General features: G+C 67.0%; 18 protein-coding genes and 1 pseudogene. 3 read left to right on the top strand and 16 right to left on the bottom strand.

All coding sequences use genetic code 11. The annotated features are described in order from the left end of the window. Positions 1–294 precede the first annotated feature (294 nt). Positions 295–1,869: pseudogene (locus INQ48_05460) on the top strand (YdgA family protein). Between the two features lie 170 nt (positions 1,870–2,039). Here the strand turns inward: INQ48_05460 and INQ48_05455 are convergent. From INQ48_05455 to INQ48_05395, 13 genes are all read right to left on the bottom strand, one after another. Beyond that, positions 2,040–3,092 carry a GTP-binding protein gene (locus INQ48_05455; GenBank protein ID QRF58693.1) on the bottom strand — a complete coding sequence of 351 codons (1,053 nt, stop codon included), beginning with the start codon at positions 3,090–3,092 and terminating at the stop codon, positions 2,040–2,042. A gap of 121 nt (positions 3,093–3,213) precedes the next feature. After that, a complete protein-coding gene (locus tag INQ48_05450; protein QRF58692.1) occupies positions 3,214–4,437 on the bottom strand; it encodes a class I SAM-dependent methyltransferase in 1,224 nt (407 codons plus the stop codon). Beyond that, positions 4,434–5,480 (bottom strand): tyrosine recombinase XerC, encoded by a 1,047-nt coding sequence (locus INQ48_05445; protein ID QRF58691.1) that lies wholly within the window; start codon positions 5,478–5,480, stop codon positions 4,434–4,436. The genes INQ48_05450 and INQ48_05445 overlap by 4 nt, the downstream gene beginning before the upstream one ends. Continuing rightward, a complete protein-coding gene (locus INQ48_05440; GenBank protein QRF60622.1) occupies positions 5,464–6,069 on the bottom strand; it encodes a YdcF family protein in 606 nt (201 codons plus the stop codon). Before INQ48_05440 ends, INQ48_05445 begins: the two co-directional genes overlap by 17 nt. A 50-nt stretch (positions 6,070–6,119) precedes the next feature. Further along, the gene (locus tag INQ48_05435; GenBank protein QRF58690.1) at positions 6,120–6,821 is read right to left on the bottom strand and encodes a DUF484 family protein; all 702 of its coding nucleotides are present in this window, start codon (positions 6,819–6,821) and stop codon (positions 6,120–6,122) included. Beyond that, positions 6,818–7,693, bottom strand: a complete 876-nt coding sequence (gene dapF, locus INQ48_05430; GenBank protein QRF58689.1) for a diaminopimelate epimerase — start codon at positions 7,691–7,693, stop codon at positions 6,818–6,820. The genes INQ48_05435 and dapF overlap by 4 nt, the downstream gene beginning before the upstream one ends. Before the next feature lie 92 nt (positions 7,694–7,785). Then, entirely contained in the window at positions 7,786–8,607 is an 822-nt protein-coding gene (locus INQ48_05425; protein QRF58688.1) for an alpha/beta hydrolase, read from the bottom strand. Positions 8,608–8,661: 54 nt separating this feature from the next. Then, positions 8,662–10,248 (bottom strand): MFS transporter, encoded by a 1,587-nt coding sequence (locus INQ48_05420; GenBank protein ID QRF58687.1) that lies wholly within the window; start codon positions 10,246–10,248, stop codon positions 8,662–8,664. Then, positions 10,241–10,639 carry a DoxX family protein gene (locus INQ48_05415; GenBank protein ID QRF58686.1) on the bottom strand — a complete coding sequence of 133 codons (399 nt, stop codon included), beginning with the start codon at positions 10,637–10,639 and terminating at the stop codon, positions 10,241–10,243. The genes INQ48_05420 and INQ48_05415 overlap by 8 nt, the downstream gene beginning before the upstream one ends. Positions 10,640–10,644: 5 nt before the next feature. Beyond that, entirely contained in the window at positions 10,645–12,552 is a 1,908-nt protein-coding gene (locus INQ48_05410; protein QRF60621.1) for an amidohydrolase, read from the bottom strand. 80 nt (positions 12,553–12,632) lie between these two features. After that, positions 12,633–12,923, bottom strand: coding sequence for a DUF1427 family protein (locus INQ48_05405; GenBank protein QRF58685.1), 291 nt, complete (start codon positions 12,921–12,923; stop codon positions 12,633–12,635). Positions 12,924–12,964: 41 nt separating this feature from the next. After that, the gene (locus INQ48_05400) at positions 12,965–13,618 is read right to left on the bottom strand and encodes a hydrolase (protein QRF58684.1); all 654 of its coding nucleotides are present in this window, start codon (positions 13,616–13,618) and stop codon (positions 12,965–12,967) included. A gap of 54 nt (positions 13,619–13,672) precedes the next feature. Then, the gene (locus INQ48_05395) at positions 13,673–14,392 is read right to left on the bottom strand and encodes a pirin family protein (protein ID QRF58683.1); all 720 of its coding nucleotides are present in this window, start codon (positions 14,390–14,392) and stop codon (positions 13,673–13,675) included. 193 nt (positions 14,393–14,585) lie between these two features. Between INQ48_05395 and INQ48_05390 the strand changes: the two genes are divergently transcribed. Continuing rightward, the gene (locus INQ48_05390) at positions 14,586–15,503 is read left to right on the top strand and encodes a LysR family transcriptional regulator (GenBank protein ID QRF58682.1); all 918 of its coding nucleotides are present in this window, start codon (positions 14,586–14,588) and stop codon (positions 15,501–15,503) included. 179 nt (positions 15,504–15,682) lie between these two features. Here INQ48_05390 and INQ48_05385 read toward each other — a convergent pair whose 3' ends face one another. Beyond that, entirely contained in the window at positions 15,683–16,327 is a 645-nt protein-coding gene (locus tag INQ48_05385; GenBank protein ID QRF58681.1) for a 2-hydroxychromene-2-carboxylate isomerase, read from the bottom strand. 188 nt (positions 16,328–16,515) lie between these two features. Here INQ48_05385 and INQ48_05380 point away from each other — a divergent pair, with 188 nt between their 5' ends. Then, positions 16,516–17,391 carry an alpha/beta hydrolase gene (locus tag INQ48_05380; protein QRF58680.1) on the top strand — a complete coding sequence of 292 codons (876 nt, stop codon included), beginning with the start codon at positions 16,516–16,518 and terminating at the stop codon, positions 17,389–17,391. A gap of 63 nt (positions 17,392–17,454) precedes the next feature. On the opposite strand, the gene INQ48_05375 is transcribed toward INQ48_05380, so the two are convergent. Both INQ48_05375 and INQ48_05370 read right to left on the bottom strand, forming a co-directional pair. Beyond that, on the bottom strand, positions 17,455–17,784 hold the full coding sequence (locus INQ48_05375) for a hypothetical protein (GenBank protein ID QRF58679.1): 330 nt from the start codon (positions 17,782–17,784) through the stop codon (positions 17,455–17,457). Between the two features lie 290 nt (positions 17,785–18,074). Beyond that, on the bottom strand, positions 18,075–19,919 hold the full coding sequence (locus INQ48_05370) for an AAA family ATPase (GenBank protein ID QRF58678.1): 1,845 nt from the start codon (positions 19,917–19,919) through the stop codon (positions 18,075–18,077). Positions 19,920–20,195: the final 276 nt, after the last annotated feature.

Below are 20,195 nucleotides of genomic sequence, written 5' to 3'. Positions count from 1 at the left end.
CGTCGGTCCTGGATGCTGGCGTGGCCTTGGCGGCGGGCTTCTTCACGGTGACTGGCTCCTTGGACGAACTGGAACGCGCTTTCACTGGTGTCTCCTCCCATGGGAGCCACTGCGGACCTGGTGGGCCGTGCGGGCTCCGCGTTGTCGAGGGCATCCGCCGGTCGGCGAACCCCGGGGTTATACCCCCGAAAGCCCGCCGCAAACATGCGGCGCCCTCCTGTCTTCGACCCCTGCCGCCCCCTTGCGGGGGGACCTGGCGTTTTCAACAGGCGCGCGATTGTATAGAGAACTCGAATGAGCGGGCGATGCGTTTGGGACCCACGGCGCTCCGGTAGCATCGCGCCGCGCCGGCGGAGGGCCGGCGCCAGGGGCCGAATCGCCCTGGATACCCCTACAAGAAAGCCGAACTTGAGCAAGAAGAAGACAGTCCTGGGCGTCCTGGCCGCCGCGATCGCGCTGGCCTATGCCGGCAGCACCTGGTGGGCCGGCAACAAGGTGAAATCGGTCTACGACAGCGCCTTCGCGCAGTTGCCGCAGCAGACCGCGCTGGTGCGCGTGACCGAACGCAGCTACGAGCGCGGCTTCCTCGGCGCGGTCAGCACCGTGACGCTGGAGCTCGGCTGCCCGGCCGACGCCGCCGTGGCCGGCGCGCCGCCCGCGGACACGGAGGAAGAGGATGGCGAGGACGCCGCGCCGACCCCGTCCAAGCCGCTGCGCCTGAGCTTCCGCGACACCATCCGCCACGGCCCGCTGACCGGCGGCAGCCTGGCCGCGGCCACCATCGACAGCGAACTGCTGCTCGACATCAAGGGCCAGGCCGAGGCCAGGAAGGTGTTCGGAGACGCCCGGCCCTTCGGCGCCCACACCCGGGTCGGCTTCGACGGCGGCTACGCCAGCGACATCGCGCTCGCCCCCGGCCAGTTCGCCGACGAGGGCAAGACCCGCGTCTCCTGGCAGGGCGCGCAGCTGCGCGTGCGGGTCGACGGCGCGCGCACCGCGGCGCACTACGAACTCGCCCTGCCCGGCTTCGAGGCCGCGGACCTGCGCAACGGCGTGAGCCTCAAGATGGGCAAGCTCGACGGCCGCGCCGACCTCGACATCCGCCACGGCTGGATGCTGGCCACCGGCAAGAGCGCGGGCCGGCTCGACGCGCTGGAATTCACGGTGGCCGGCAAGAAGGCCGATGCCGACGCCGCCCCCGCCAAGCCCTTCCCCGCCATCGTGCTGCAGGGCCTCGACGCCGCCAGCGACGCCACCATCGAGAACGGCCTCTACACCGGCACCGCCACCTTCAAGGGCACGGGCTCGGTCGGCGCGACCCGCATCGACGGCTTCGAGATGGCCAGCAGCACGCGCCGCATCGACGTCGCCGGCTACCGCAAGCTGGCCGAGGCCTGGACCCGCTCGGCCGCCGCCAACGGCTGCGTCCGCGGCAAGGCCTCGCAGGCCGCGCTGCGCGCGCTGGCCGACCAGCTCGCGCCCGATCTCAAGGCCATGGCCAAGCCCGGCCCCGAAGTCGGCCTCGACCGGCTGCTGGTCGAGATCGACGGCCAGCGCGCCGAGTTCAGCTACTCGGTCGCCATGGCCGGCGTGACCGACGAGGACCTGCAGCTGCCCGGCAATGCGCTGCTGCTCAAGCGCGGCGTGCTCAAGGCCAACGGGCGGCTGCCGGTGAAGTGGATCGAGTAGATCGCCGAGTCCGCCAGCGGCAGCCAGGCGCCGTCGCCCGAAGTGGCCGCGCTGATGATCGAACAGTTCGAGCAGCAGGGCTACCTGAAGCGCGCTGGCGACGACGTGACCAGCCAGGTCGAGTTCAGCGGCGGCCAGCTCAAGCTGATCGGCAAGCCCGTCGAGCTGCCCGCCAAATAAAAAGGCGCCAGGCCTCGCGGCCGGCGCCTTTTCTTCATTCGGAAGCCTCACAAGGTGTGAAGAAACCGTAGCGAGCGCCCCGAGGTCGCGCCGAGGACCGGAGCCGTACCTTGTACGGTGAGGACCGCAGGTGCGAGATCGGGGCGCGCAGTAGGTTTATTCATACCTTGTCATACCAGGCACTGCTCGAGCCCCTGCTCGAGGATCTCGCGCGGCAGCTCGATGCCGATGAACACCATGCGGCTCTGGCGCTGCTCGTCCTTGCCCCATTCGGGACCGAGGTCGCTGCCCATCAGCTGGTGCACGCCCTGGAAGATCACCTTGCGCTCGGTGCCCTTCATGTTGAGCACGCCCTTGTAGCGCAGCATGCGCGGGCCGTAGATGTTGACGATCGCGCCCAGGAAGTCTTCCAGCTTGGCCGGATCGAAGGCGCGGTCGGCCTTGTAGACGAAGCTCTTGACGTCGTCGTCCGTGTGGTGATGGTGGCCATGGCCCTCGTGCTTGTGCGAGGGATGGTCGCAGTGCTCGCCATGCGCGTGGTCATGGTCGTGATGGTCGTGGTCGTCTTCCTTCAGGAAGTCGGGGTCGATGTCGAGCTTGGCGTTCAGGTTGAAGCCGCGCAGGTCGAAGATGTCCTTGAGCGGCACGTCGCCGAAATGCGCCTTCTGCTGCGGCGCGCGCGGGTTCATGTGCTTGAGGCGATGGATCAGCGCCTCGGTCTCCTCGGCCGACACCAGCTCGCTCTTGCTGATGAAGATCTGGTCGGCGAAGCCCACCTGGCGGCGCGCCTCCTGGCGGTCGTTCAGTTGCTGCGGTGCGTGCTTGGCATCGACCAGGGTCAGGATCGAGTCGAGCAGGTAGCTCTCGGCGATCTCGTCGTCCATGAAGAAGGTCTGCGCCACCGGGCCGGGATCGGCCAGGCCCGTGGTCTCGATCACCACGCGGTCGAACTCCAGCAGGCCCTGGCGCTTCTTGGCGGCCAGCAGCTGCAGCGCCTCGCGCAGGTCTTCGCGGATGGTGCAGCAGACGCAGCCGTTGCTCATCTGCACGATCTGCTCCTTCGATTCGGTCACGAGGATGTCGCTGTCGATGTTCTCCTCGCCGAACTCGTTCTCGATGACCGCGATCTTCTGGCCGTGGGCCTCGGTCAGGATGCGCTTGAGCAAGGTCGTCTTGCCCGAGCCGAGGAAGCCGGTGAGGATGGTGGCGGGAATCAGGGCCATGGGGTGCTCCGGAAGCGGAAAACGGATGAAATGGATCGGAAAGCGGGAAACTGGCGGGCAGTGTAGCCAGTGCCACTGAGTTGCGTTGCCGCGGGGGCCAAGCCCCCTTCGGCCGGCACGGTCAAGCGGGTTTTCGCACCACCGCCAGCCCCTTGAGGTACTCGCCCTCGGGGAATTCGATGGTCATCGGATGGTCGGGCGCCGCGCCCAGTCGTTCGGCGATGTAGCCGTCCACGCCGGCATCGAGCCCGGCCGAGGCCACGATCTTGTGGAACAGGTCGGCGCCCACGCCGCCCGAGCACGAGAAGGTCAGCAGCACCCCGCCCGGCTCGAGCAGTTTGAGCGCGAGCCGGTTGATGTCCTTGTAGGCACGCGCGGCGCGTTCGGCATGCGCCACCGTGGGCGCGAACTTCGGCGGATCGAGCACGATCGCGTCGAAGCTGCGGCCCTGGTCGAGGAACTCGCGCAGCACGGTGTTGACGTTGGCGTCGAGGAACTCGGCCTCGAAGCCGTCGGCCGCCGCGTCGAAGCCGTTGAGCGCCAGGTGGCCGCGCGCGCGCTCCAGCGCCGGCAGCGAGGAATCGACCGACACCAGCGAAGCGCCCTTCACCGCGTCCGCTGCCTTCAACCCCGCGAGCGCCGCCACCGTGAAGCCGCCCGTGTAGCAGAAGCAGTTGAGCACGCGCCGGAAGCGCCGGTGCCGCGCCATCTCGGCGAAGCGCCGGCGGCTGTCGCGCTGGTCGAGGTAGAAGCCGGTCTTGTGGCCGGTGGCGATGTCCAGCGACAGCTTCCAGTCGTGCTCGCGGATCACGATCTCGGTCGCCTCGTCCTGCCCGCGCAGCCAGCCCGTCACGGGCTTGAGCCCCTCGCGCTCGCGCCCGCTGGCATCCGAGCGCTCGTAGAGCTTCGACAGGCCGGTCGCCTTCAAGAGCGCATCGGCCAGCACCGCCTTCCAGCGCTCCACGCCGGCCGACAGGAACTGCGCCACCAGCGTGTCGCCGTAGCGGTCCACGATCAGGCCCGGCAGGCCGTCGGCCTCGCCATGCACCAGCCGCACGCCGTCGCTCTGCAACTCGAACAGGCCGCGTGCCGCGACCGCGCGCGCCACCACCGACGCGAGGAAGGCCGCGTCGATGCGCTGCGTCTCGACGAAGCTCCAGGCGCGCGCGCGGATCTTGGAATCGGGGCTGAACGCCGCCCAGGCGAGGAAGGCACCGTCGTGCGATTCGATGCGCACGGTCTCGCCGGCATCGGCGCCGCCGCGCGCGATGGCGGATTCGAACACCCAGGGATGGCGGCGCTGCAGCGAGCGCTCCTTGCCGGGCTTGAGTCGGAGGGTTTTCATGTTTTCTTGTCGGGAGTTTTCCTGGCGCCACGGCTGCTGCCACTGCCGCCATCGTCGTCGCGGGCCCGCGCGCGCGGATGCGCCGCGTCGTAGGCACGCGCCAGGTGCTGGAAATCGAGCCGCGTGTAGACCTGCGTGGTCGCGATGTTCGCGTGCCCCAGCAGGTCCTGCACCGCGCGCAGGTCGCTGCTCGACTGCAGCACGTGGCTCGCGAAGGAATGGCGCAGCATGTGTGGATGCACCGGCGTCGCGAGGCCGGCCTTGAGGCTGCGCCCGCGCAGCAGCTTCCACACCGCCTGCGACGACATCCGCACGCCCTTGGCGCTGATGAAGAGCGCCGCCGCCTCGGCCGGCTCGCGCAGGCTGGCGGCCGTGAGCGCCGCGCAGTCGCCGCGCACCGCGAGCCAGGCCGTCAGGGCCTCGATGGCCTTCGAGCCCACCGGCACCATGCGCCGCTTGCTGCCCTTGCCGAGCACGCTGGCCTCGTGGGCGTCCATGTCGATCCAGCCGCGCGCGGTCTGGCTCGCGCGCGCGTCGAGCCCCGTGAGCTCGCTCACGCGCAGGCCGCAGCCGTAGAGCACCTCGACGATCGCGCGGTCGCGGGTCTCGGTCCAGGGGTCGGCCTCGGCGTCGTGCAGCTCGGCCAGCCGCACCGCGTCGTCCACGCCCAGCGCCTTGGGCAGCGGGCGGTCGGCCTTGGGGGCGTGCACGTCCTGCACCGGGTTGAAGCCGATCAGCTTCTCGTGTCCGAGCCAGCGGTAGAAGCTGCGCCAGCACGACAGCACCAGCGCGATGCCGCGCGGCTCGCGGCCCGAGCCATGCAGCTGCGCCATCCAGCGGCGCACGTGCGCGGTCTGCACGCGGTCCAGCGGCAGCTTCGCCTCGGCCGCGTTCGCCGCCAGTTCCTTCAGGTGGTAGCTGTAGAGCTCGAGCGTGCGCGCCGACAGCCGGCGCTCCACGCGCACGTACTCCAGGTATTTCTCGATCCAGCCCGAGTCGGCGGGCGGGGCCTCGGCCCCGGCCGCGCTAGAAGAGGTAGCCATGCGCGGCATTGTTCACGACCGCGAGCGGCTCGCGCAATGCGCCCTTGAAGACCATGCCCCAGCGTCGCCAGCAGCTCGAGGGCGCGGCCGCGTACTGCACGTCGAAGGCGCGGTCGAAGCCGCTGTTGCGCGCCAGCCGCTTCACGCGCCACAGGTGGTAGGGCTCCGACACCACGATCACGCTGCGCACGCCGGTCGCCTGCAGCATCGGTGTCGACAGCGCGAGGTTCAGCCGCGTCGAGCTCGACACGCGCTCCTGCCGCATCGGCCCGGCATGGCCCACGGCGCGCGCATGCTGCTCCATCACCTCGGCCTCGATGCGGCCGTCCTCGGTGTCGACGCCGCCCGAGAACAGCAGCTCGCGCGCCAGCCCGGCGCGCGCCAGGGCCACGCCCTCGTCGACGCGCCCGGTCAGGCAGGGATTGGGCTTGCCGCGCAGGTAGGCGCGGTTGCCGAGCACCAGCGCGGCATCGGCCGCGCGCTGCGGCGGGTTGGCGAGCGCCTCGCGCGCGCCCTGCCACACCACGGTCCAGGCGGTCGCATAGACGACCACGCCGACGCCGAACACCGTCCAGGCCGCGACCCGCAGCACGCGCGGCACCCGGCGCCACAGGCGCCCCAGCGCCGCGACGGGACGGATCAAGGCCGCAGCCGCGACAGCGCGCCCGAGGCCAGTTCGGCGATGCGCTCGAGGAAGTCGGTGCCCATCTCGGCGTTGAAGCGCTGAGCGTCGGGCGAAGCCAGCACCAGCAGGCCGAAGGCCGGGCCGTTGGGCTCGGCGCGCAGCGGGATCAGCGAGATCGAGGCCGCGGCATTCGGCTCGGGCAGCCAGTTGGCCGCCTCGAAGCCCGCGTTGAGGCCGCAGTACGGCGCGGTCAGCGAGGTCGCGAGCGCCTTCACGTCGTCGCTGACCCACTGCGCATAGGCCTCGTTGAGGTATTCGGTGCCGCAGTCCCAGACCTTGATGGCCGTCTGCGGCACCAGGAACAGCGACTGCAGGTCGACCGCGATGCGGTAGGGCAGGCTGCGCGGGTCGCGCGTGGTCAGGAGGCCCGCGGTCCAGCGCTGCAGCCGGTCGGCGATCACCACGTTCTCGGTGCCGTGGCGCACCATGTCCATCACGCGGTGCTCGAGCGCCTTGATCTTCTCGCGCAGCATCTCGGCCTGGCGCTCCTGCAGGCTCACGGCGCGGTTGCCGTGCGGGCTGGTGAGCTGCACCTGCGCCAGCAGCTGCGCATGGCGCTCGAAGAAGTCGGGCGTGTTCGCCAGGTAGTTCGCGATGTCGTCTTCGGTGATCGGGTTCATGGCGTTCGCGTCTTGGTTGTTCGTGGGAAGGGTCATGGCAGCTCCGGCACCTCGATGTCGCCCTCGAACACCGTGGTGGCCGGGCCCGTCATCAGCACCGGCCGGCCCTCGCCCTGCCATTCGATCGTGAGCATGCCGCCGTGCGTCTGCACGTCGACCCGGCGGTCCAGCAGCCCGAGGCGAATGCCCGCCACCACCGCCGCGCAGGCGCCGGTGCCGCAGGCCAGGGTTTCGCCCGCGCCGCGCTCGAACACGCGCAGCTTCACCTGCGTGCGGCTCACGACCTGCATGAAACCGGCGTTCACCCGCTGCGGAAAGCGCGGATGGTGCTCGACCTGCGGGCCCTGCTCGGCCACGGGCGCGGTCTCGACGTCGTCGACGATCTGCACCGCGTGCGGATTGCCCATCGACAGCACCGCTACCGAAACGATAGCGCTGCCGGCTCGCGTGCCCAGCGCCAGGTGCCAGGTGTGCCAGCCGCCCTCGGGCTGCGGATCGAGGCCGGCGGTGTCGAAGGGCACGCGCTCGGGTTCGAAGATCGGCGCGCCCATGTCGACCGTCACGCGGCCGTCGTCGCCCATGCGCGGCTCGATCACGCCGGCCAGGGTTTCGACGCGCACCGTGTCCTTGTCGGTGAGGCCGTGCTCGCGCACGAAGCGCATGAAGCAGCGCGCACCGTTGCCGCACTGCTCGACCTCGCCGCCGTCGGCGTTGTGGATCACGTACTGGAAGTCGGTGCCCGCGGCGCGCGCGGGCCGCACCGTGAGGATCTGGTCGGCGCCGACGCCGAAGTGGCGGTCGGCCAGGAAGCGGTACTGCGCGGCCGTGAGGCCCAGCGTGCCGCGCGTTTCGTCGAGCACGACGAAATCGTTGCCGGCCCCCTGCATCTTGGTAAAGCGGATTCGCATCGACGGATTATCGCCAGCGGCACCGGCCCTGGCGCCAGCGGGCCCAAAGGAAACGCGGCCGGGCGCCGCCGCCGCGCCCGCTCGCCCCCCGCTCAGCCCTGCACGAAGCCCAGCAGGTCCGCGTTCACGCGGTCGCGGTGCGTGGTGCATGTCGCATGCGGCGCGCCCGCGTACACCTCGAGCCGGCTGCCCGCGATCAGATCATGCGCCAGCTTGCCCGTGGCCTCGAAGGGCACGACCTGGTCGTCGTCGCCGTGGATCACCAGCGTGGGCACGTCGATCTTCGCCATGTCGGGGCGGAAGTCGGTCTCGGAGAACGCGGTCACGCAATCGATCGTCGCCTTCAGCGAGGCCTGCAGCGCGATCTGCAGCGTCTGCTTGAACACGCCCTGCGACACCGCCGCGCCCGGCCGGTTGGTGCCGTAGAAGATGGTGCTGAAGTCGTCGAGGAACTGCGCCCGGTCGGCCGCGAGGCCCGCGCGGATGCTGTCGAACAGCGACTTCTCGGGGCCCACCGGGTGGTCGGCCGTCTTCATGAACAGCGGCGTCACCGCGCTGATCAGCGCCAGCTTCGCCACCCGCGCCGAGCCGTGGCGCGCGATGTAACGCGTGACGTCGCCGCCGCCCATCGAGAAGCCCGCGAGCACCACGTTCTTCAGGTCGAGCTTCTCGATCAGCTCGGCGATATCGTCGGCGAAGGTGTCGTAGTCGAAGCCGGTCCAGGGCTGGCTCGAGCGGCCGAAGCCGCGGCGGTCGAAGGCGATGGCGCGGTAGCCGCGTTCGGCGAAGAACTGCATCTGGCTGTCCCACATGTCGGCGCTCAGGGGCCAGCCGTGGCTGAACAGGATCGGCTGGCCGCTGCCCCAGTCCTTGTAATAGAGCTCGGTGCCGTCGCGAAGGGTCAGTGTGGTCATGGTTTTTCCTTGGTGAGTGGTTTGAAAGAAACGGGAGGTCGACGGGAGAAAGGCTCAGAGCGACAGGAAGTGATGCACCTCCGGCTTGCCCGGCCCCGCATGGAAGCGCAGCGCCTCGCCCTGCAGGTCCGCATCGGCCTGCGACACGCGGTGGTGCTGGCGCAGGTGCTCGGCCCAGGATTCGACGAGGAACCATTCCATGATCCGTTCCGGGTCGGCCGTGTGCTCGTGCAGGCCCCAGGCATAGGCGCCATCGCGGCGGCGTTCGAGCGACAGGCGCTTCATCGCGGCCATGAAGGCGGGCTGGTCGTCCTTGCGGATGCGGTACTCGACCTGGATCATCACGGGCCCGCGGTCGTGCGCCACGGGCTCGGCCACCAGCGGCTCGGGCCAGTGGTTCGAGGCCTGCAGGTCGGCTTCGCCCGCCGGCAGCTTCACGCGGTGGAAGATCAACCCCGCCACCACCAGCCCCACGGCGCCCGCCACCAGCGTGAACGGCACGCCGATCTGCTGCGCCACCAGGCCCCAGCCCAGGCTGCCCGCGGCCATCGCGCCGTTGAACACCGTGAGGTAGACCGCCAGGCCGCGTCCGCGCACCCAGTTCGGCAGGATCGACTGCGCCACGCCGTTGAGCGTGGTCAGCGCCACGATCCAGCCCAGGCCCAGCACCAGCAGCAGCGCCACGGCCAGCCACTTCGGCGGCGCCAGCACCAGCGCGCCCATCACCGCCGCCGTCAGCACCGAGGCCAGCAGCAGCATGCCGTCGGCATCGAGCCGCTCGCGCATCCGCGGCATCAGCAGCGCGCCGCCGATGGCGCCCGCGCCCACCGCGCCCAGCAGCACGCCGTAGAAGCCGGCGCTGCCGCCGAGCATCTGGCGCGCCACCAGCGGCAGCAGCGCCCACACCGAACTCGCGAACAGGAAGAACACCGCCGCGCGCAGCAGCACCACGTGCAGTTCCTTGCTGGAGCGCGTGTAGCGCAGGCCGGCGCGGAAGGCACCGAGGAAGTTCTCCGACAGCCCGCTGTCGACGGCCGCCGGCCGCTTCCACCACAGCAGCGCCGCGATCACGAACACGTAGCTCAGCACGTCCACGCCGTAGGTCACTGCCGCGCCGAAGCTCGCGAGGATCAGCCCGCCCGCGGCCGGGCCGATCGAGCGCGCGATGTTGATGCCCAGCGAGTTCAGCGCCACCGCGCCCTTGAGGTCCGAACGCGGCACCAGCTCGGGCACGATCGACTGCCAGGTCGGCCCCATCAGCGCCGCGCCGATGCCGCCCACGAAGGTCAGCGCGATCAGGTACTCGACCGTCAGCGCGCCGGTGTGCGAGAGCACCAGCAGGCTGCCGCTGACCGCCGCCAGCACCAGCTGCACGAAGATCAGGAAGCGGCGCCGGTCGAGGATGTCCGACAGCACGCCGGCCGGGATCGCCAGCAGGAACACCGGCAAGGTGGCCGCGGTCTGGATCAGCGCCACCGCGGTCGGGCTGGCCGACAGGTCGGTCACCAGCCACGAGCTCGCCACGTCGCGCATGAAGCTGCCGATGTTGCCGAGCACCGTGGCGGCCCACAGCACCGCGAACACCGGCTGGCGCAGCGGGGCGAAGGCGCCGGGCTTGGCGGTCTTGAGGGCTTCAGTCATCGCGGCGTTCCTTGAGGTCGAGCCAGGCCACGAGCACGAAGCCGCCGACCAGTCCCAGGTGTTCGAAGAAGGAGTTGGCGGCCATGAAGCGCTCATGCCCCAGCGGCATCTCCCAGAAACGCAGCGCGACGAAGGTCGCCATCAGCGTGAAGCCCGCCAGCGCGAGCGCGCCGAGCCAGCGCCAGAAGCCCGCGAGGATCAGCGCCGCAGCGCCGAGCTCGAGCACGATCACCGCCGCGGCCAGCGGGCCGGCCGGCGACAGGCCGAAGTGGTTCATCTCGGCGATCGCCGCGTCGAAGTCCATCGCCTTGTTGAGCCCGCCCTGCAGGTAGGCCGCGCACAACAGCAGCAAGGCGATCCAGCGCACGGCCGAAGAGGTGGTCCAGCGCATCGCCATCACACCGCCCAGCAGGCGCAGCCCAGCGCGCCCCAGAAGCTCTTGAGGTCGGCGATCGGCAGCTTGCTGCTCCAGGCCGTCGCGTGGCTGTGGCCATGCACGTTGCAGTCGTTGGCGCAGCCGCAGGATGCAGCCGCGTTGCGCATGACCTTCTGCATCGGCGCGCCTTCGGCACCGTGCACGCCCTTCGTGTCGGCCCAACCGGCATAACCGCCGAAGGTGCGCGCCGGCGACCAGTCGGGCATCGCGGGCGGCGGCGCGCCCTCGTCGAGCGACGCGAAGCGGCCCGCGCCATAGACCACCTTGCCGCCCACCATCGTCAGCAGCGCCGTGATGTCGGCGATCTCCGATTCGGCGCAGCCGAAGTAGTCGCGGTCGGGCACCACCAGGTCGGCGAGCCGGCCGGCCTGGATGCGGCCCTTCTTGCCCTCCTCGTTCGAGAACCAGGTGACGTTCTCGGTCCACAAGCGCAGCGCGCCCTCGCGGTCGAGGCAGTTGCGCTGCGGATAGAGCTGCATGCCGCCCACCGTCTTGCCCGTGACCAGCCACGACAGCGACACCCACGGGTTGTAGGAAGCCACGCGCGTCGCGTCGGTGCCGGCCGAGACCTTGAGGCCGCGCTCCAGCATCTTCTTGACCGGCGGCGTGGCCTCGGCCGCGCCCGCGCCGTAGCGCTCGACGAAGTACTCGCCCTGGTAGGCCATGCGGTGCTGCACCGCCACGCCACCACCGAGCGCGGCGATGCGGTCCATCGACTCCTCGGAGATCGTCTCGGCATGGTCGAAGAACCAGTTCAGGCCGGCCAGCGGCGTGTCCTTGTTCACCTTCTCGAACACGTCGAGCGAGCGGCTGATGGTCTCGTCGTAGGTCGCATGCATGCGCCAGGGCCAGCGGTTCTGCGCCAGGATGCGCACCACCTCCTCGAGCTCGCCCTCCATCTCGGGGCCCATCTCGGGCCGCGGCTCGCGGAAGTCCTCGAAGTCGGCGGCCGAGAACACCAGCATCTCGCCCGCGCCGTTGTGGCGGAAGTAGTCGTCGCCCTGCTTGTACTTGGAGGTCCTGGTCCAGTTCAGGAAGTCGGCCTTCTCCTCCTTGGCCTTCTGCGTGAACAGGTTGTAGGCCAGGCGGATCGTGAGCTGCCCGTCGTCGGCCAGCTTCCGGATCACGGCGTAGTCGTCGGGATAGTTCTGGAAGCCGCCGCCCGCGTCGAGCGCGCCGGTCACGCCCAGGCGGTTGAGCTCGCGCATGAAGTGGCGCGTGGAATTGAGCTGGTAGTCGAAGGGCAGCTTCGGGCCCTTGGCCAGCGTGGCGTAGAGGATCGCGGCATTGGGCTTGGCCAGCAGCAGGCCGGTCGGGTTGCCGGCGGCATCGCGCACGATCTCGCCGCCGTGCGGCGCCGGCGTGTCCCTGGTGTAGCCAACGGCGCGCAGCGCGGCGCCGTTGAGCAGCGCGCGGTCGTACAGGTGCAGGATGAACACCGGCGTGTCGGGCGCCACCGCGTTGAGTTCGGCGATGGTCGGCAGCCGCTTCTCCACGAACTGGTGCTCGGTGAAGCCGCCCACCACGCGCACCCATTGCGGCGCCGGCGTGATCGCCACCTGGCGCTTGAGCATGCCCATCGCGTCGGCCAGGCTCCTCACGCCGTCCCAGCGCAGCTCCATGTTGTAGTTGAGGCCGCCGCGGATGATGTGCAGGTGGTTGTCGATCAGCCCCGGCAGCACGCGCTGGCCTTGCAGGTCGATCACGCTGGTGTTCGCGCCGGCCAGCGGCAGCACGTCTTCGGCGCGGCCCACGCGGGTGTAGCGGCCGTCCTTGATGGCCACGGCGTCGGCCGTGGGGTTGGCGCGGTCCAGCGTGGTGAAGCGGCCGTTGCGCAGGATGAGGTCGGGGGTCTGGTTGTTGGCCATGGTCGGGGTGGATGCGAGGGAGGTGGCGGCGAAGGCGCCGAGGGCGCCCAGGAGCTGGCGGCGTTGCGGGTCGGGGGTGCTCATGCGTCGTTCCTGTCGGTGGGTCGGGTGGCGGCGGTCTTCGCCGCTTCGGGCTGCACGCACTTCGGCAGTTCGCCGAACACGTGCGGCTTGACTTGGTGATGCAGCCACGAGGTAGCCGCGGGCCGCTCGAACACCTGCCGCACCAGCGGCGGGAGCTGCTCACCGAGCAGGATGCCGAGCAGGCCGACCAGCGCGATCACCGGCGGTGCCGGCGAGCGCACCTGGAACAGCGCGTAGATCACGCCGACCAGCAGGCCCAGCGCAAGGGAGACGACATAGGGCTTCATGGCCGGCGCTCTCTGTTCGTTGTTGCGTTCGTTGCCGGGGCTCAGCCTTCGTGCGCGCCGAACATGCTCTTGGCGTAGTTGATGCCGATGCCGTAGGCGCCGCCCACCTTCTTCGCGATGCCGGTCGAGAGCTCGTAGGTGTCGCCGCGCGCCCAGTCGCGCTGCAGCTCGAGCAGGTACTGCAGCGAGGTCATCGGCCGCGCGCCGGCCTGCACCATGCGCTGCATCGCGCGCTCGTGCGCCTCGGCCGACACGTCGCCGCAGGCGTCGGCGATCACGTACACCTCGAAGCCCTGGTCCAGCGCCGACAGCGCCGGGCCCACGATGCACACGCTGGTCCACAGGCCCGCGAGCACGATGCGCGGCTTGCCGATCTCGTTCACGCGCTCGATCACGGCCGCGTCCTCCCAGGTGTTCATCGAGGTGCGGTCCAGCATCCTCTGCCCGGGGAAGGCCGCCGTGATCTCGTCGAACATCGGGCCCGAGAAGCTCTTCTCGGCCACGGTCGTGAGGATGGTCGACACGCCGAATCCTGCCCCTGCCTGCGCCACCAGCGCGGCGTTGTTGCGCAGGTTCACCGCGTCGATCGAATGCGTGGCGAAGGCCATCTGCGACTGGAAGTCGATCATCACCAGCGTGTGGTCGGTGGGGGTCAGCAGGGTGGCGCCGGCGGTGGGGGTGGCTTTGATGGACATGGGAAGACTCCTGAAAAAACGAGGTTGAAAAAAGACAGAGGGGGAGAAAGGAAATCAGAGCGCCGGCAGCTCGTTCGGCCGCAGGTCGAACATCAGCACCTCGGCGTCGTCGCCGTTGGCAAAGTCGAGCTGCTGCGCGAGGCGGATGCGGGCGCCGTCGCCCTCGGCCATGCGCTGGCCGTTGACTTCCACGCTGCCGCGGGCCACGTGCACATAGGCATAGCGGTCGGCGGCCAGTTGCAGCGAGGCGGTCTCGGCGCCGTCGAACAGGCCGGCGTAGACGCGGGCGTCCTGGTGCACCGCGAGCGAGCCCTGGTCGCCGTCGGGCGAAATGATCAGCCGCAGCCGGCCGCGCTTTTGCTCGGCGTCGAAGTGCACCTGCTGGTAGCGCGGCGCCACGCCGCGCGCACCGGGCACGATCCAGATCTGCAGGAAATGCACCGGGTCCACGGCCGAGGCGTTGAACTCGCTGTGCCGCACGCCGGTGCCGGCGCTCATCATCTGCACGTCGCCCGGATGGATCACCGAACCCGTGCCCATCGAGTCCTTGTGTTCGAGCGCGCCTTCGAGCACGTACGAAAAGATCTCCATGTCGCGGTGCGGATGGGTGCCGAAGCCGCGGCCCGGCGTCACGCGGTCGTCGTTGATCACCAGCAGGTCGGAGAAGCCCTGCTGCCGTGCGTCGTGGTAGTGGCCGAAGGAGAAGGTGTGGCGCGACTGGAGCCAGCCGAAATCGGCGGTTCCACGGTCGGTGGCGGCGCGAAGTTCCAACATGGTTGATGACCTTTCGATGACAGTTTTGATCGATGTGATTCACAATCGCTTTCGGGGCTCATCCCCTAGGCATGGATCAATCATCGCGGGCCGAAACCCGGTCATCGGCGAAACTTTTCAGCCTCTATGATCGAAGTTTTCGATCATCTATTTCGATCGTTCAACCTTCGTACTCATCCACAGGAACACGCCCGTGCTCAAGCTCAGCCTGGAAGCCATCGAGGTCGTCGACGCCATTGCGCGCCACGGCTCCTTCGCGGCCGCCGCCACGCGCCTGAACAAGGTGCCCTCGACCATCTCGTACGCCGTGGGCAAGCTCGAGGAGCAGCTCGGCATGCTGCTGTTCGAGCGCAACGGCCCGCGCGTCACCCTCACCGCCGCGGGCGAGGAGATGCTCAAGGAAGGCCGCTGGCTGCTGAGCGCCGCGAGCGACCTCGAATCGCGCATGCGCCAGATCGCCACCGGCTTCGAGTCCGAGCTGCGGCTGGTGCACGACTCGCTGATTCCCACCCAGGCGCTGATCGGCGACGTGCGCGCCTTCGAGGACCTGCGCTGCGGCACCCGGCTGCGCATCGGCTGCGAGGCCCTCACCGGTACCTGGGAGGCGCTGCGCGAGGGCCGCGCCGACATCGTCATCGCCGCCGGCGAGGGCCCGGCCGGCGGCGGCTACCAGGCCACGCAGGTCGGCAGCCTCGAGTTCGCCTTCTGCGTCGCGCCCACCCATCCGCTCACGCGCATCGGCCGCCCGCTGCAGCGCGGCGACCTGCTCGAGCACAACGCCATCGTGGTGGGCGACAGCGCGCGCACCCTGTCGGACCGCACCGTCGGCCTGCTGGCCGGGCAGCCGCGCATCACCGTGCCCTCGATGGTCGCCAAGATCGCCTGCCAGCTCGAGGGCCTGGGCCACGGCTACCTGCCGCGCGCCTGCATCGCGCTCGAGCTCGCGCGCGGCACCCTGGTCGAACTGCCCACCGAGGAGCCGCGCCCGCCCGAGGCCTTCTGGCTCGCGTGGAAGACCGGCGCCAAGGGCCAGGCGCTGCGCTGGTGGCGCGAGCGTCTCAACCGGGCGCTGGTGCCGGCGCTGCTGCCGCGCTCGATGTGGGTGCAGTGAGGGGCGTTGAGATCGGGCAGGGCTTCGACAAGCTCAGCCTGAACGGGTGGGGGGTGTTCGAACGAAAACCGCTTGGATTGAGAAAGCCGTTCGGGCTGAGAAAAACCGTTCAGGCTGAGCCTGTCGAAGCCCCGCCCAACAACCTCAACCGCTCAGGCTGAGCTTGTCGAAACCCCGCCTCACGGCCCGATCACCCCACCGCGCAGCTTGTCGAGCGCCCGGTCGAGAAAGCCCAGCCGGTCCTGCCCCCAGAAGCGCTCGTCGCCGAGGATGAAGGTCGGCGCCCCGAACACCCCGAGCTCCACTGCCTCCGCGCTGTTGGCGCGGTACACGGCCAGCACCTCGGCCGACTGCTCCATCGCCTGCAGGGTCGCGCCGTCGTAGCCGTTCTCGTCGGCCACCGCGATGCGCACCGCCGCCGCCGACGTGTCGCGCTCCTCGGCCCACAGCGCGCGCAGCAGCGCATGCGAGAGCTGCAGCGCATCGAGCCCCTGCAGCTGCGCCGCGATCACCATCCAGCCCGCGTACTTGTTCCAGTTGGGGTCGCTCGGCGCGCCCTTCGGGTAGTGCGCCGGCTCCAGGTTCAGCGGCATGCCGAGGTAGTCGCGCCAGCGCGCCAGCTCGAGCGCGTGGTACGTGCGGCGCGGCTCGGGCCGCGTCCTCAGCGGAATGCCGCCGGTCTGCGGCACCACCGCCTGGAAGTCGTAGGGCTTGAGCGCCAGCCGCACGTGGTGGCGGCGCACGATGTCCTGCAACTGCGGGCCACCGAGGTAGGCCCAGGGCGAGGAAAGGCTGTAGAAGCAGTCGAGGGCAAGGGTCGTCATGGGGCCGGATTATCTGCAGCGCCCTGGCGAGCGGCGTCAGCGCAAGCCGACAAAAACCGGCGTCACGCCGCGCTGCATTCCACATCGCGCAGCCAACCTCGCCGTACATCGGCGAACACCGTCATACACACCACTACGCGCTGTCTTCCCAACGCGGCGAAACTATCGCCTTCCGGCCCGCATCACACATGCCGGCCTTTTTCTCGGGAGCCCCTTTGCCCTCACACAACACCAACGCAAGAATCGCCCGCTTCGCCCTGTCGACCTCGGCCGCCGTCATCGGCAGCCTCGCCGCCTATTGGACCCTGCTGGCAACGCGCCAGGGCCACATCCTCTTCAATGCCCGCAAGCGGCCCGTGGTGCATCTGTCGGAAGACTTCTCCACCTACTCGCACCCCGTGCCCGGCGGCATGGTGCGCGGCTACGTCTACCACCCGCAGGGCGAGGCCGCCGTGCAGGATCTCATCATCTACCTGGCCGGCCGCGGCGAGGACGTGCGCGTGACCGCCCAGGCCCTGCACTGGCTGCCCGAGGGCTTCGGCATGGCCGCCATCAACTACCGCGGCGTGGCCGATTCGCAGGGCAGCCCGTCGGAGGTCGCCTCCGTGGCCGACGCCGAGCAGTTCGCGCGCCACCTGCGCCGTGCCTTCCCGCAGGCGCGCCTGCACGTCGTCGGCCGCAGCCTCGGCACCGGCGTCGCCATCCAGCTGTCGGCGCGCCAGCCCTTCGAGAGCCTGCAGCTCGTGACGCCCTACGACTCCATGCTCGAAGTCGCGAAGAAGCGCTTTCCGCTCGTGCCGCTGTCGCTGCTGCTGCGCCATCGCTTCAACTCGATCGAGCACAGCAAGGAGGTCGCCGCCAAGACCCAGGTGCTGCTGGCCGAGCGCGACGACGTCGTGCTGCACGAGCGCTCGCAGAAGCTCATCGACGCCTGGCCCACGCCCGTGAGCGTGAAGACCGTGGCGAACTCCGACCACCACAACATCATGGGGCTGGAGGAAACCTGGCTGCGGCTGATCGACTTCGCGTTGACGTCGGTGTTGCCGGAGCCGATGGCGGCTTGAGTCGGCGCCTGGCGACTGCTTGATGCGTGAAAGCCGCCGGTTCTGCCGGCGGCTTTTTTCATTTCATGGCGCGGCGATGGCCGGGGTTGGGGGCTGGCTCGCGTCTTCGATCGCCTCGCGCAGCGTGAGGGCCGCGGCGTGGATCGTTTCGATGCGGAACATCAGGGCCTGGTTGAGCAGGCGCAGCAAGGCGCTGAGCTCGGTGCGGGTGGGGGCTAGGGTTTCGCAGTCGTGGAGGCGGGCGGGCTCGACCAGCTTTTCTAGCGCGGTGTAGGCGCGGAGGACTTCGTTGAGGTGGTCGGCGTCGTCGCAGGTTTGGAGTGCGAGATCGCTCAGGTGCGGGACGGGGAAACGGGCGCGCGACGACGCCGACTCGGATGCGGTTTCAGCCATGTGTGGCCTCCCAGATCAGAACTTCGATTTGCAACAACCGACGCACCCGCTTCCAAACGAGGGCGGCAGCTCGAACGGGTTGGAAGACCGGGAAGCTCTGACGAGAACCGGCAGGGCTCGCGCCCTCCCGTTCGAGCCGCCTAAAACGGACGAACGAAAAAGCCGCAGACCATGTGCGGTGACTGCGGCTTTCGTCGCAGAACTTCAGCGGGCTTCCAAACCCGGCCGCGATTTTTTCACGGCGATGAAGTATAGCTGCGAACGCCTTCTCCGAACTCGGCCAACTATCTTTAATTTTTTAAAGGCCAGATTGCGGCCTTGATTTTTTGCAATTCAGGTACGGCAAGATGCTTGGTGGCCACTAAGATTTTTGGATGCGACTTCAGCTCTTTATTCAACAACCCCCTTAACTCACTCAAAACTCGCTTACCTCTCCGCCATTTCTCAGGATTTTCCTCATAATCCTTATAAGCTGTGGCGGCCAATTCTCCAGCATTGTGCGGTGGCCCTCCATTTCTCTTCTTGATTGCCGCCTCGGTTCTAATATTTATCAAAGCCTCTATTGATCTATCTTTGGCGGCACCTGTAGCCAGCTCTATCAGCTCCAACGCCCTCTCCGAAGAAATATCAGGATTAAGCTCGGAAATATGTGCGGCGTTGAGAAAATATCCTTCCACATCACTGCAACGAGTAACAAAGGGGTACGCATCAATATCGATTAGGCTTTTCTCAATTTTCTGCACTGCGACTTCATCCATGTAATCCCCATCGCGATGCAGCACAAAACGAACATTTGGAGCTTTATCGCGCAAGAAATTCCGCAACACCTTTGCCGCATCCAACTTCGAGCACCCCGAATAAGGTCTAATTTCAACTTCTTTTAGAGGAAATCCATTTGCCGACAAAAGTGCCTGCAGAGCCTGAAGAGATTCAGGCTTACTATCTTCAGTTGCAAAAAGACATTTCAAATGACCGTTTGCAAAATAATCCATCGCATCTAATGCACCCAACTCCAAAAGCATTGCCGCAGTGGTAACAGCATCATATTCAATCTTTTTCCCCGAACTCATCCAAATTACTTTTGCTCGATCGCGCAAGCTGTCAAGTACATGCCTAGAGTGAGTGCTGATAAGTGCTCTAAAGCCTCTCGTTGCAGCCAGCTGCGTAATCAAATTGCAAAGAGCACGTTGATTGTTGGGATGCAAATGGGAGTCCGGCTCATCCAATATCAAAACCTGAGGTTTGAATAGCGCGATGTAAGCCAATATTTGGCTGGACTGTAAAATCGATGTTCCCGCCGCATCAATTGGAAGTATCAGACCACCAGGCTGTTGAAAATATACGTTAATTGTCTCGTCTCGATCTGAATCGAATTTTATTTCCACATTCAAACCCGGAAACAATTTTCGCATATCACTGAGAAATTGCGTCCAAGGCCCTCTGTGAGAGTGAACCTCAAAAAACCACGGCTTTGGCGCAGGACCTTGTTTTTTAATATAGGCTTCGAGAGCCTTTTGATGCTCCGCTTTCAATCGCGCGGTGAGGGCATTTTTCTCGCGCCGATCTTCTGCCTGAAGCATCAAAAGAACATTCCTCAAAACCAAATTCGCATCTCCGCGAGCCACAACTCTTCGAACCACCCCTGGCGACATGTATCGTTCTTCTTTGGCAATACCAGCTAAGCCTGGCGCATAAATGGTGAAGGGTTGTCGTAAATCCATCAGTCGCTCTCCCACCGTGCGCCCTCGCAGTGCGACTTGAATATTTCTGTTTCGACCTCTTTTGATTGTCAAAAAGCAATTTGCCCCATCATCAAGAGTGATGGAGATTTCAATTTGCTGCGCAGCAGATTCAATTAAATTTCCGCCATACGCAAGCGAGAGCACATCTGCAACGGGAGAGTAAAGCAGTTGCGCCGGATTAAAAGAAAGTTCGAACTTATCGCCGCCCCATTTAACACCATCGCCAATTAACTTTGCCGTCTGAGCGACTGCAACTGCAAAATGTAGGGCTTGGAGCGCTGAGCTTTTTCCCGCATTATTGGCACCAATCAATAAAGTTGTATCCTCAACCTCTAGGTCAAACTCGTCGAGGTGTTTAAATCTTTTTATTTTTATCGATTTAAGTTTTGACATGTTTTAAGGCAAATTTGGCGTTACTAGCTCCATTGAGGCCTTAGGAGGATTCGCAACGGAGAGGGCGAGGGGTATTTCACCATTCTTGCCTCAAACACTTCATGCGCGTTATTGCTAATAGGCATCACGCGTCACCCGCTCATTTCGAGTGGAAATGCCTACGTAGAAACCTGTAAAACGCTCGATTTTTCGAGCGTGAGCCATCGATTTCTTGTGGTGGCTTGACCGTACTGACCTCCACATAAGCGCCTCTAAAAATAGACTCTTGCTTCCAGC

Origin of the sequence: Variovorax paradoxus, assembly GCA_016806145.1 — a bacterium.
Taxonomy (GTDB): Bacteria; Pseudomonadota; Gammaproteobacteria; order Burkholderiales; family Burkholderiaceae_C; genus Variovorax.
The sequence above is the reverse complement of the archived record's forward strand: the minus strand, read 5'-3'. Positions and strand labels throughout refer to the sequence as shown.